The organism is Pseudomonas sp. BAY1663 (assembly GCF_000582595.1).
Lineage (GTDB): Bacteria > Pseudomonadota > Gammaproteobacteria > Pseudomonadales > Pseudomonadaceae > Stutzerimonas > Stutzerimonas stutzeri_AF.
Genome location: NZ_AZSV01000046.1, coordinates 24,136 through 35,939, shown reverse-complemented (window position 1 = coordinate 35,939; position 11,804 = coordinate 24,136). Strand labels below are relative to the sequence as shown.

At 67.8% G+C, this 11,804-nt stretch carries 11 protein-coding genes and 1 pseudogene; 7 read left to right on the top strand and 5 right to left on the bottom strand.

Annotation, left to right across the window (positions count from 1 at the left end; all coding sequences use genetic code 11):
• The 3 genes from BAY1663_RS13905 to argP form a co-directional block, all read right to left on the bottom strand.
• Positions 1 to 217: TRAM domain-containing protein (locus tag BAY1663_RS13905; RefSeq protein ID WP_037041831.1), on the bottom strand; the 217-nt coding region annotated here is incomplete at its 3' end.
• A gap of 83 nt (positions 218 to 300) precedes the next feature.
• Entirely contained in the window at positions 301 to 1,203 is a 903-nt protein-coding gene (gene cysM, locus BAY1663_RS13900) for a cysteine synthase CysM (RefSeq protein WP_037041830.1), read from the bottom strand.
• Between the two features lie 266 nt (positions 1,204 to 1,469).
• Positions 1,470 to 2,372, bottom strand: coding sequence for an HTH-type transcriptional regulator ArgP (argP, locus tag BAY1663_RS13895; protein WP_256206772.1), 903 nt, complete (start codon positions 2,370 to 2,372; stop codon positions 1,470 to 1,472).
• Positions 2,373 to 2,536: 164 nt separating this feature from the next.
• Here argP and BAY1663_RS13890 point away from each other — a divergent pair, with 164 nt between their 5' ends.
• The 5 genes and pseudogenes from BAY1663_RS13890 (at position 2,537) to BAY1663_RS13870 (ending at position 9,751) form a co-directional block, all read left to right on the top strand.
• The gene (locus BAY1663_RS13890) at positions 2,537 to 3,163 is read left to right on the top strand and encodes a trimeric intracellular cation channel family protein (protein ID WP_037041829.1); all 627 of its coding nucleotides are present in this window, start codon (positions 2,537 to 2,539) and stop codon (positions 3,161 to 3,163) included.
• 175 nt (positions 3,164 to 3,338) lie between these two features.
• Entirely contained in the window at positions 3,339 to 6,095 is a 2,757-nt protein-coding gene (locus BAY1663_RS13885) for a response regulator (RefSeq protein ID WP_177325807.1), read from the top strand.
• Between the two features lie 83 nt (positions 6,096 to 6,178).
• Positions 6,179 to 8,150 (top strand): annotated as a pseudogene (gene mnmC / locus BAY1663_RS13880) (bifunctional tRNA (5-methylaminomethyl-2-thiouridine)(34)-methyltransferase MnmD/FAD-dependent 5-carboxymethylaminomethyl-2-thiouridine(34) oxidoreductase MnmC).
• Between the two features lie 103 nt (positions 8,151 to 8,253).
• A complete protein-coding gene (locus tag BAY1663_RS13875; RefSeq protein ID WP_037041827.1) occupies positions 8,254 to 8,811 on the top strand; it encodes a DUF3365 domain-containing protein in 558 nt (185 codons plus the stop codon).
• A 184-nt stretch (positions 8,812 to 8,995) separates the two neighbouring features.
• A complete protein-coding gene (locus tag BAY1663_RS13870) occupies positions 8,996 to 9,751 on the top strand; it encodes a sulfite exporter TauE/SafE family protein (protein ID WP_037041826.1) in 756 nt (251 codons plus the stop codon).
• Between the two features lie 37 nt (positions 9,752 to 9,788).
• Here BAY1663_RS13870 and BAY1663_RS13865 read toward each other — a convergent pair whose 3' ends face one another.
• Positions 9,789 to 10,028 carry a DUF1127 domain-containing protein gene (locus tag BAY1663_RS13865; protein WP_037041825.1) on the bottom strand — a complete coding sequence of 80 codons (240 nt, stop codon included), beginning with the start codon at positions 10,026 to 10,028 and terminating at the stop codon, positions 9,789 to 9,791.
• 96 nt (positions 10,029 to 10,124) lie between these two features.
• Here BAY1663_RS13865 and BAY1663_RS13860 point away from each other — a divergent pair, with 96 nt between their 5' ends.
• Complete coding sequence (locus tag BAY1663_RS13860; protein WP_037041824.1) at positions 10,125 to 10,979, top strand: LysR substrate-binding domain-containing protein; 855 nt, start codon at positions 10,125 to 10,127, stop codon at positions 10,977 to 10,979.
• A 3-nt stretch (positions 10,980 to 10,982) separates the two neighbouring features.
• On the opposite strand, the gene BAY1663_RS13855 is transcribed toward BAY1663_RS13860, so the two are convergent.
• Entirely contained in the window at positions 10,983 to 11,366 is a 384-nt protein-coding gene (locus BAY1663_RS13855) for a hypothetical protein (protein ID WP_037041823.1), read from the bottom strand.
• 142 nt (positions 11,367 to 11,508) lie between these two features.
• Between BAY1663_RS13855 and BAY1663_RS13850 the strand changes: the two genes are divergently transcribed.
• Positions 11,509 to 11,784, top strand: a complete 276-nt coding sequence (locus BAY1663_RS13850) for a hypothetical protein (RefSeq protein WP_037041822.1) — start codon at positions 11,509 to 11,511, stop codon at positions 11,782 to 11,784.
• Positions 11,785 to 11,804 lie beyond the last annotated feature (20 nt).

The following is an 11,804-nucleotide window of genomic DNA, read 5'->3' as shown; positions in this document are numbered from 1 at the left end:
CGACGATCTGGCTGCGGGCCGCCAGCACCCGCGCCTCGACCTCCTCGCCCGGCAGCGCGCCGGCGACGAACCAGGTACGCCCGTCGAGGAAGGCGATGCCGCGGCCATCGTGTGCCAGCCGCTCGATGCCCAGCCGCTGTTTCTTGCCCACCGGCACCTGCGCCTTGCGCTCGCCGCCGGCGGGTTGGAAGCGCAAAGCGCCGCTACGTTTGGCCATCGCTTGGGACCTGCAGAATTCCGAATGCGCAATGCGCGAGGCATGCCACGGCCGGGCCGCTGCCGGTCCGGCGCCTGGCCTGCTCAGTTGGGCGCGTCATACACGCCGGTGGAGAGATAACGGTCGCCGCGGTCGCAGATGATCGCGACGATCACGGCATTTTCCAGCTCCTGCGACAAGCGCAACGCAGCCGCCACGGCCCCGCCGGAGGACACGCCGCAGAAGATGCCTTCCTCGCGGGCCAGGCGGCGCATGGTCTGCTCCGCCTCGGCCTGGGACATGTCGACGATGCGATCGACCCGTTCGGCCTGGTAGATCTTCGGCAGGTACTCCTGCGGCCAGCGGCGGATACCCGGGATCGCCGAGCCTTCCATCGGCTGCAGGCCAACGATCTGGATCTTCGGGTTCTGCTCCTTGAGGTAGCGCGACACGCCCATGATGGTGCCGGTGGTGCCCATGGAACTGACGAAGTGGGTGATGCTGCCCTGGGTCTGCCGCCAGATTTCCGGGCCGGTGCTGCTGTAGTGGGCCTCGGGGTTGTCGCCGTTGGCGAACTGGTCGAGCACCTTGCCGCGGCCCTCGGCCTGCATCTTCAGCGCCAGGTCGCGGGCACCTTCCATGCCGTCTTCCTTGCTCACCAGAATCAGCTCGGCACCGTAGGCGGTCATCGCCGACTTGCGCTCGGCGCTGGAGTTGTCCGGCATGATCAGGATCATTCGGTAGCCCTTGATCGCTGCCGCCATCGCCAGGGCGATGCCGGTGTTGCCGGAAGTGGCCTCGATCAGCGTGTCGCCCGGCTGGATGTCGCCACGCAGTTCGGCGCGGTTGATCATCGACAGCGCCGGGCGATCCTTGACCGAACCGGCCGGGTTGTTGCCCTCGAGCTTGAGCAGGATGGTATTGCTGGTCTTCCCCGGCATCCGCTGCAGGCGAACCAGCGGCGTGTTGCCTATGCAATCGGCAATGGTCGGATAGTGAGTGGTCATGGCGGCGCACGGCTTCTGAAAAAGGCGACCATGATAACGGCAACCGCCGATGACGGGCAGACCGTGTAGCCGAAGCGGCCGCATGGATCGGTGCCAAGCTGCAGGCCAGACGCTGGTAGCTTGGGTTGAGCCGCATTGCGGCGAAGAGCAACGTGCATAACAAGAGCGTGCAGGGCAAGGTCAGGTATGCCGGCTTCCTGCAGTGGAAAGGCAACGCGGTGACGGATGCGTCGCCTGATGCATCGTTGCGTTGGGCTTCGCTGCGCTCAACCCAACCTACGGCCGGCCGAGAATCTTCGGCGCCGCCTCGACGATCTGTCGCGAAAGATGCTCCATGCGCGGCGACTGCACCTTCCAGGTGTGCCAGTACAGCGCGATGTCCAGCGGTTCGTCCGGCGCCAGATCGACCACCTCGCCCTGGCGCAAGGCATCGTGCAGCAGCAGCTCGGGCACCATGCCATAGCCCAGCCCATAGCGGATCGCACTGAAGTGCGGCTCGGCACCGGGCACGTAGTGGCAGGGATAGCGCCTTCGGGCAGGCCCAGGCGGCGCAGCAGGAAGGACGACTGCAGGGTGTCCTTGCGCGTATAGGCGACCACCGGCGCCTTGCGCGCGGCATTGCGGGTCAGGCCATTGGCGAAGTGCTGCTGGCGAAAACCGGCCGAGGCCACCAGGCGATAGCGCATGCTGCCCAGCGGGCTGGCCGTGCAGCCACGCATCGGCTTCGGCTCGGTACTGATGCAACCGATCGCCAGCCCCGTCTCCAGCAGGCTGTAGGTGTGGTCCTGGTCCTCCACGGTCAGGTCCAGCAGCACCCGCTCGCGGATCAGCACCTCGGCCAGCGCAGGAAAGAACCAGGTGCCCAGGCTGTCGGCATTCAGCGCCGCGACCACCACCAACGGCGCATCGCTGCGCTCGGCCAGTTCGGCGAGCAGGTCGGCCTCCAGCAACGTGGCGCGCTTGAGGTACTGCAGCAGACGTTGCCCGGTTTCGGTCGGCCGGCACGGGCGGCTGCGCACCACCAGGGCGCTACCGAGGGCGCTTTCCAGGGCACGGACCCGCTGCGAAATCGCTGGCGGCGTCAGGTGCAGGCGCAAGGCGGCCTGCTCGAAGCTGCCGGTGCGAATGACGCAGCGGAAGGCTTCGGTCTGCTTCGGATCGAGGTTCATCGCAGCACTTCATTAAGAAAATATTTGGATGGCCTAAAAATACTTAGCCATATCAATTAAAGCCAGCGCTGCCCCATAATCGCGCACCCTTTCAGGCCCCTGCCCCAGGGGGTCGCGGGATACAGCCACACGCCGCGTTGCAGCGGCCCGTCCGGAGACCTGCCGTGGAATTGCTGCACACCATCTACCTGATCGCGATCACGGCCGAAGCCATGTCCGGTGCCATCATGGGCATGCGCCGCGGCATGGACCTGTTCGGCATCTGCCTGCTCGGCACCGTGACGGCGCTGGGTGGCGGCACCGCGCGCGACGTGCTGCTCGGGCACTACCCGGTCGGCTGGATCGCGCATCCGGAATACCTCACGTTCACCATCGGCGCGGCCATCGTCACCGGCTTCATCGCCCGCCACCTGCACCACCTGCGCATGGTGTTCCTGCTGGTGGACGGCCTCGGCCTGGTGGCCTTCACGGTGATCGGCTGCGACGTGGCGATGGGCGTTGGCGCGCATCCATCCATCGTGGTGCTGGCCGGGGTGATCACCGGCATCTTCGGCGGGCTGCTGCGCGACGTGCTGTGCAACCAGGTGCCGATGGTGCTGCAGCGCGAGCTGTACGCCACCGTGGCGCTGTTCACCGGGGTGTTCTACGTGGCGCTGCTCTGGCTGCACGTCAATACCGCGATTGCCACGCTGCTCGCCCTGGGCTGCGGCTTCCTGTTCCGCGTGCTGGCCATGACCTTCCGCTGGAGATTGCCGGACTTCGACGGCAAGGACATCCGCGGCCTGGACTGAGCCCTGCGGCGTCAGGACAGCCCACCGTTGCAGATTCCACCCCACTGAACCGCTACACTAGCGCGCTGGCCCATTACCTGCGTCCCGCGTCCGCGGAACGCCGCCCGGCCATGGCGCCATTGCCGCTGCGACGCGGCGCGCAACGAAACGGCAACAGACCCTCGGGGTATGGAACGTGCTGAAAGACATAGGAATTCGAGGCCGCGTGCTGATGCTGACGCTGCTGCCCAGCACCCTGCTGGCAGTGGTGCTGGGTGCCTATTTCACCTGGATGCAGCTGTCCGATCTGCGCCACCAGCTCGACGAACGCGGCCAGTTGATCGCCGAACAGCTGGCGCCCCTCGCCGCCCCCGCCATGAACCTGGGCTATGACAAGCGCCTGCAGCGCATCCTGACGCAGGTGCTGGACCAGGCCGACGTACGCGCGGTGACGATCCTCGACCCGGAGCGCAACGAGCGCGTACACGCCGGCCCGCGCATGCTCACGCCGCCGCCGCCCGGCGACCCGGAAGGCCTCACCCGCGTCAGCAGCCTGGACTACACGCGCATCCTGATGCCAGTGCTGAGCCGCCACCTGAACCTTGCCGACGAAACCCGCGGCGCCGAGGAGCAGTTGATCGGTTGGCTGGAGCTGGAACTCTCGCACCACGGCACGCTGCTGCGCGGCTACCGCAGCCTGCTGACCAGCCTGCTGCTGATCGGCACCGGCCTGATCATCACCGCGCTGCTGGCGCTGCGCATGAGCCGCACCATCAGCCAGCCGCTGCATCGCGTGAAAGGCGCCGTCGCCCAGCTCAAGGACGGCCACCTCGAGACCCGCCTGCCGCCGCTGGGCAGCCACGAGATGGACGAGCTGGCCTCCGGCATCAACCGCATGGCCGAAGCACTGCTCAGCGCCCGCGAGGAGTTGCAGCAGAGCATCGACCAGGCCACCGAGGACGTGCAACAGAACCTGGAGACCATCGAGATCCAGAACATCGAGCTGGACCTGGCGCGCAAGGAGGCCCTGGAGGCCAGCCGGATCAAGTCCGAGTTCCTCGCCAACATGAGCCACGAGATCCGCACTCCGCTCAACGGCATCCTCGGCTTCACCCAGCTGCTGCAGAAGAGCGACCTCACCCCGCGCCAGCAGGATTACCTGGGCACCATCGAGAAGTCCGCCGACAGCCTGCTCGGGATCATCAACGAGATCCTCGACTTCTCCAAGATCGAGGCCGGCAAGCTGGTGCTCGACAGCATTCCCTTCAACCTGCGCGACCTGATCGAGGACACCCTGACCATCCTCGCCCCGGCGGCGCACACCAAGCAGCTGGAACTGGTCAGCCTGGTCTATCGCGACACGCCGCTGTCGCTGGTGGGCGACCCGCTGCGGCTCAAGCAGGTGCTGACCAACCTGATCAGCAACGCCATCAAGTTCACCAACGAGGGCACCATCGCGGTGCGCGCCATGGTCGAGGACGACAGTGCCGAGCGTGCGCAACTGCGCATCAGCGTGCAGGACACCGGCATCGGCCTGACCGACCAGGACCTGCGCGCGCTGTTCCAGGCCTTCAGCCAGGCCGACAACTCGTTGTCGCGCCAGCCCGGCGGCACCGGCCTGGGGCTGGTCATCTCCAAGCGCCTGATCGAACAGATGGGCGGCGAGATCGGCGTCGACAGCATCCCCGACGAAGGCTCGGAGTTCTGGATCAGCCTGAACCTGCCCAAGGCCCGCGACGACATCGAAGACCACCCTCACCCGGCCCTGCTCGGCCGTCGCGTCGGCCTGCTGGAGCAGCACCCGCTGGCGCGCCAGGCCCTGCAGCACCAGCTGGAGAGCTGCGGCCTGCAGGTGCAGGCCTTCGACAGCCTCGAACAGATGCAACAGGTGATCGGCGCCGAGCGCCAGGGCAGCCAACTGATCGACCTGGCGGTGCTGGGTGTCACCCGTCGTGAAATCGAACCCGAGCAGCTCAGCCGCTACCTGGCGGAGATCGAGGCCCTCGGCTGCCAATGCGTGGTGCTCTGCCCGACGACCGAGCAGGCCCACTATCACGACGCCCTGCCCGAAGGGCATACGCACACCCAGCTGCAGGGCAAGCCGGCCTGCACCCGCAAGCTGCAGCGCGTGCTGCTCGAACTGGTGCGCCCGCAGCTGACCTATAACGAACCCGAGCAGCCCGCGCCCAGCCGCGCCGCGCGGGTGCTCTGCGTGGACGACAACCCGGCCAACCTGCTGCTGGTCAAGACCCTGCTCGACGACATGGGCGCCGACGTCATCGCGGTGGACAACGGCCCCGCGGCGCTGGAAGCGGTCAAGCAGCACCCGTTCGACCTGGTGCTGATGGACGTACAGATGCCAGGCATGGATGGACGGCAGACCACCGAAGCCATTCGCCAGTGGGAGAGCACCAGCGGCGCGGCGCCGTTGCCGATCATCGCGCTCACCGCCCATGCCCTGGCCAACGAAAAGCGCTCGCTGCTGCAGAGCGGTCTCGATGACTATCTGACCAAGCCGATCAGCGAACGCCAGCTGGCCCAGGTGGTGCTGAAGTGGACCGGCCTGGCCCTGCGCAGCCAGCCACAACGCACCTTGGAACTGCTGCCGCCGCCGGAGCAGGCCCTCGCCGTGCTCGACGCGGAAGAAGGCCTGCGCCTGGCCGCCGGCAAGGCCGATCTCGCCGCCGACATGCTCAGCATGCTGCTGCATTCGTTGGCCGCTGACCGCCAGACGATCCGCGAGGCGCGCCAGGCCGGCGATCGCCAGGCGCTGATCGAACGCGTCCACCGCCTGCACGGCGCCACCCGCTACTGCGGCGTGCCGCAACTGCGCAGCGCCTGCCAGCAGAGCGAAACCCTGCTCAAGCAGAACCACCCCGACAGCGAAGCCGCGCTCGACGAGCTGGACGCGGCCATCGGTCGACTGGAGCAACAAGCCCGGGTCGACAGCTGACGACAGAACCTGCGGGCCGCATGCCCGGCCCGCAGGTTGCCTTTTCCGCCAACCGAGCCGCCCGTTCTATTCAGGATTCGCCCATGCAAGATCGCCCCCCCTTCCAGCACGCCGAACTCGACTGGGACGAAAACGGCCTACCGCAATCGCGCCGCTACGGCGACGTGTACTTCTCCCGCGCCTCGGGCCTGGCGGAAACCGAGCACGTGTTCCTCGCCCAGAACGCGCTGGCGCAGCGCTTCGCCGCGCTGCAGCCGGGGCAACGGCTGGTGATCGGCGAAACCGGCTTCGGCACCGGCCTGAACTTCCTCTGCGCCTGGCAGCTGTTCGAGCGCGTTGCCGATGCGCGGGCGCAACTGCATTTCGTCAGCGTCGAGAAGCACCCCCTGACCCGCGAGGATCTCGCGCGGGCACTGGCGCTCTGGCCGGAACTGCAACCCCTGGCCGAACAGTTGCTGGAGCAGTACGTCGCGCTGCACCCGGGCTTTCAGCGCCTGCTTTTCGCCGACGGCCGGGTGGTGCTGACGCTGCTGGTCGGCGACGTGCTGGACACCCTGCCGAGCCTCGATGCGACCATCGATGCCTGGTTCCTCGACGGCTTCGCCCCGGCGAAGAACCCGGACATGTGGCAGCCGGCGCTGTTCGCCGAACTGGCGCGGCTCTCGGCGCCGGGCGCAACCCTGGGCACCTTCACCAGCGCCGGCTTCGTGCGCCGCGGGCTGGCCGAGGCCGGCTTCGACATGCAGCGGGTAGCGGGCTTCGGCCACAAGCGGGAAATCCTCCGCGGCCGCTTCGTTGGCGAGCCCCGCAACGAGGTCAAGCCCTGGTACGCCCGCCCGACCTTCGTGGCCCCGGCACGCCGCGCGCTGGTGATCGGTGCCGGCCTCGCCGGCTGTGCCACGGCGGCCTCCCTGGCCGCACGGGGCTGGCAGGTCACCCTGCTCGAACGCCAGGCCGAAGCGGCCCAGGAGGGTTCGGGCAACCCGCAGGGCGTGCTCTATCTCAAGCTCTCGGCCCACGGCACGGCGCTGTCGCGGCTGGTCGTCAGCGGTTTCGGCCATACCCGGCGCCTGCTCCAGCATCTGCAGCAGGGCCGCGACTGGCAGGCCTGCGGCGTGCTGCAGATCGCCTACGACGACAAGGAGCGGCAACGCCAGGCCGAACTGGCCGATGCCTTCCCGGCCGCCCTGGTGCATCCACTGGCGCGGGAGCAGGCCGAAGCCCTGGCGGGCGTCGCCCTGCCCGAGGGCGGCCTGTTCTATCCCGAAGCCGGCTGGGCACATCCGCCGGCGCTCTGTCGCTGGCTGCTGCAACGGCCGGGCATCGAACTGCTGCAGCACCATGAAGCCCTCGAACTGCGCCGCGACGGCGACCACTGGCAGGCCATGGCCGGCGAGCGACTGCTGGCCCAGGCGCCGGTGGTGGTCCTGGCGGGCGCCGGCCGATGCGGCCCGCTTCGAGCACAGCGCCTGGCTGCCGCTCAAGCGCATCCGCGGGCAGATCTCCTGCCTGCCGGCGACCCCGGCCAGCGCCGCGCTGCGCACCGTGCTCTGCGCCAAGGGCTACGTCGCCCCGCCGCGCGATGGCAGCCATACCCTCGGTGCCAGCTTCAACTTCCAGCAGACCGACAGCGCCCCCAGCGTGGCCGAGCACCAGGCCAACCTGAACATGCTCGAAGACATCTCCAGCGATCTCTATCGACGCCTGCAGGCCGACCCGCAACATACCGAGGCCCTGCAGGGGCGCGTGGCGTTCCGCTGCACCAGCCCGGACTACCTGCCGCTGATCGGCCCGCTGGCCGACCCGCAGCGCTTCGCCGAAACCTATGCGGCGCTGGGCAAGAATGCCCGACAGACGCCACAGGCCGCCTGTCCCTGGCTGGACGGGCTCTACGTCAATACCGCGCACGGCTCGCGGGGCATGATCAGCGCACCGCTGTCCGGCGAATTACTGGCCGGCTGGCTGGATGGCGACCCCTTGCCACTGCCGCGCGACGTCGCCGAAGCGTGCCACCCCAACCGTTTCCTGCTGCGCAAACTGATCCGCGGTAGCTGAGCGAACGCCCCGCCCGCGCCACGCCGCGAGGCCAGCGGCTTGCATCGGGCTCCGCCAGAAGCGATATACTCCCCCCACTATATTTCCAGCCTGCGGAGACCCCATGAAAGCCCTGTCCCTGATCGCCTTAGCCACGCTCGCATGCGGCGTACACGCCGCACCGATGCCCGACACCGAACAACTGCGCAGCGAAGCCGCCAGCCTGATTCCCGCCTTCCAGCAGCAGTTGCTGGGCACGGTCAAGCAAGCGATGGCCGACGGCGGTCCGAGCAAGGCCGTGGAAGCCTGCCAGTTGCTGGCACCGGGCATCGCCGAGCAGCACAGCAAGGCGCCGTGGCAGGTCGGCCGCACCGCACTCAAGATCCGTAATCCGGACAACGCCCCCGACGCCTGGGAGCGCCAGGTCCTCGAGCAGTTCGCCAGGCGCGCTGCCGCCGGCGAGCCGCTCGAAACACTCGCCCACGGCGAAATCGTCGGCGGCGAATACCGCTACATGAAGGCGATCGGCACCGCCGAGACCTGCCTGGGCTGCCATGGCGAAAACATCAAGCCCGAGCTGCTCGGCTTGCTCGACCAGCATTATCCGCAGGACCAGGCCCGCGGTTTCCGCGAAGGCGAGCTGCGCGGTGCATTCACCCTCAGCCGTACCCTGGCGCCCTGATCGCGTTTACACTCCGTGCGGCGGGCCCTGCCCGCCAATCGTTCGCCATCACGGGGCCACCTCCGTGATCCGGGTCTAACCCGCCTGGGAGGACGATCCAGCCCTCGACGGAGTACAGCATGCGCCTCGCCTCTTCTTTGAGCCTCCCCGCCGGCAGCGACTACGGATCGCCAGGCAGGCGCTGATGGACGTCCTGTTGCTCGAAGCACTGGGCATCGGCCTGGTCCTTGGCCTGTTGCTCGGACTCACCGGCGCCGGCGGCTCGTTGGTCGCCCTGCCGCTGCTGCTCAGCCTGCATTTGCCCTTGCGCGACGCCATCGGCGTGAGCCTCGGCGCGGTCGCCATGTCGGCGCTGATCGGGGCGATTCCGCGCGCGCGCATGGGCCAGGTGGCCTGGCGCCCGCTGCTGTTGCTGGTCATCTTCGGCCTGCCGGGCAATGCCGCGGGGCAATGGCTGGGGCAGTTCATCCCCGAGCGCGGGCTGATTGTCGCCTTTTGCCTGCTGGTGCTCTGGTCGGCCTGGCGCATGTGGCGCGGTGCCGGCTTGCCGGCCAAGGAGAGCATCGAGGATCGTCACCTGGCGCTGCTCGGTATCGGCGTGGGCGTGGGGCTGCTGTCCGGGCTGATGGGGGTCGGCGGCGGCTTTCTCATCGTGCCGGCGCTGCTCTGGTTCACTTCGCTGTCGCTGCTCAGCGCCATGGCCACCTCGATGGCGGTGATCGCCCTGGTCAGCGGCGGCGGCTTCCTGCTCTACCTCACCGACGCCGAACCACCGCTGCCGTTGCTCGGCGGCCTGGCAGCCGGCGGCGCCTTCGGCGTACTCGCCGGCAACCGCCTGGCACAGTACCTCAACAGCAGCCTGCTGCAACGGCTGTTCGCGCTGATGCTGGTGATCGTCAGCCTGTCCCTGGGCATCCAGAAGCTGATACTGGGACAGTAACTTGAATCAACCAACTAACCGCACAGGCCACTAGGCCTCAATGCGGCTCGGGGTCGTCCCAGAACGGCCTGCCGGCTTCGAACTCGACATCGGCACGGCTGCGGCCGATGTCCTTGAGCATCGCGTCGCTGAGCCCGGCGAGCTGGCGGCGCTGACGCGACAGCTCGTTCCAGCGGCGCACCCTGGACCAGGCCCGCGCCAACAGCCCCGGCGCCAGCGCTTGCGTCATCCGCGGCAGGTGGATCAACCCGTGCATGGCACTTTTCTGCGCGTTCATCTCGTTTCCTCCGAATGGGGTTGGCGCCAGTCTTGCGCCGGGCTTAAGATCAATCCAACGAATGTTCCTGATGCCTGCCATCTCGGAGATTGATGAATGGCCAACTATCCGAGTATCGATACCGAACTGCTGCGCAGCTTCGTCGCCATCGCCGACCATGGCGGCTTCACCCGCGCGGCCGACGTGGTGAACCGCACGCAATCGGCGGTGAGCATGCAGATGAAGCGTTTGGAGGAGGATGTGCTGCAGCGCCCGCTGTTCGAACGCAGCGGCCGCCAGGTGAGGCTCACCGCGGAGGGCCAGATCCTGCTGGGTTACGCCCGGCGCATTCTCAAGCTGCACGGCGAGGTGATGACCACCCTGCGCCAACCGCACATGGTCGGTGTCGTGCGCATCGGTACGCCGGATGACTATGTCATGCGCTTTCTGCCCGGCATCCTGGCGCGCTTCGCCCAGGCCTACCCGTTGGTGCAGGTCGAGGTGCACTGCGAGCCATCCAGCCAGTTGCTGCAGCGCCACGATCTGGATCTCAGCATCGTCACCCGCGAGCCGGGGACCGAGATCGGTCAGTTGCTGCGCCAGGAGCACGTCGTCTGGGCCGCGGCGCCGGGCTTCAGCCTGCACGAACAACGGCCGCTGCCGCTGGCGACCTTCAATACCGACTGCTTCTGTCGTGCCTGGGTGTGCAACGCGCTGGACGCCGTGGAGATCGACTACCGGATCGCCTATACCAGCCCCAGCCTCTCGGCGATCATGGCCGTGGTCGGCGCCGGCCTGGCGATGACCGCCCAGTTGCAGAGCCTGATCACCCCGGAGCTGCAGATCCTCGGCGAGGCGGACGGCCTGCCCGGGCTGCCGCAGAGCAGCATCGTGCTACTGCGCAATCCGCAGCAGCAATCGCCGATCAGCGAAACCCTCGCCGACTACATCGTCGACGGCTTCCGCCTGTAGACCTCAGCCGCGGCCCGCCGCCAGCTCGTCGAAAACTTCCGGCACCAGCGCCGCCTCGCCCTTGTCCACCAGCCGCTGGCGCCGGCCACCGTCATCCCGGGGGCCGTCGAGTATGTCCAGCAGGCGCACGCCGCGCTCGGTGAGGATGAAATTCTCGCCGTTGCCACCCTGCTCTTCCGGCCGGCTAACGATGAAGCCGCCCTCGAACAGCAGGCTCTCGTAGTCCGCGGCTTCTGCACGCAGGCTGTCCAGGTTCGGCAGCGGCTGGCCTTCGCTTTCCAGCTGGGTTGCGTATTCCTCGGCATAGCGGCGGGGCTTGAAGCTGTCGTTGGCGCCGGCCTGGGCTTCATGCAGCAGGCGCTGGATCAGGTCCCATTTGTAGCTCATGGCGTTTTCTCCCGTCAGGTCATGGCCCCGCGTACGGGGCGCCTATGCATACCGACCGTAGCCCCTGCCCTGGGGTTCGCCGCTGAACTAAGGCGGCCGCGAGGCGATCCACCATTAAGAACGACTGAACGAGGATCGAGCCATGAGAGCGCTGATGATCACCCTGACCGCCGCCCTGCTGGCCAGCCCGGCGGCCCATGCGCAGTGCACCCCGGACGAGGTCACCGCCAAGGCCGAGCAGTTGGCCGAGCGCATCAGCCAGCTGACCGAGCGCGACCCGCAGCGTGCCGAGGAGATCAACGAGCAAATCCGCCAGATGGAACTCAAGCGCAGCGCCGATCAGCTCGGCGACGAATGCGAGGCCTACGACAAACGCCTGAAACAGATCGAGGAGGCGGAAAAACAGGCCGGTGGCTAGCGGCCTGGATACAAGCCGGA

Bases quoted from the DNA above. Each gene is read 5' to 3' on its own strand.
- BAY1663_RS13855 (WP_037041823.1), bottom strand. From the start codon at position 11,366: ATGAGCTACAAATGGGACCTGATCCAGCGCCTGCTGCATGAAGCCCAG.
- BAY1663_RS13860 (WP_037041824.1), top strand. From the start codon at position 10,125: ATGGCCAACTATCCGAGTATCGATACCGAACTGCTGCGCAGCTTCGTC.
- BAY1663_RS13865 (WP_037041825.1), bottom strand. From the start codon at position 10,028: ATGAACGCGCAGAAAAGTGCCATGCACGGGTTGATCCACCTGCCGCGG.
- BAY1663_RS13875 (WP_037041827.1), top strand. From the start codon at position 8,254: ATGAAAGCCCTGTCCCTGATCGCCTTAGCCACGCTCGCATGCGGCGTA.
- BAY1663_RS13850 (WP_037041822.1), top strand. From the start codon at position 11,509: ATGAGAGCGCTGATGATCACCCTGACCGCCGCCCTGCTGGCCAGCCCG.
- argP (WP_256206772.1), bottom strand. From the start codon at position 2,372: ATGAACCTCGATCCGAAGCAGACCGAAGCCTTCCGCTGCGTCATTCGC.
- BAY1663_RS13870 (WP_037041826.1), top strand. From the start codon at position 8,996: ATGGACGTCCTGTTGCTCGAAGCACTGGGCATCGGCCTGGTCCTTGGC.
- cysM (WP_037041830.1), bottom strand. From the start codon at position 1,203: ATGACCACTCACTATCCGACCATTGCCGATTGCATAGGCAACACGCCG.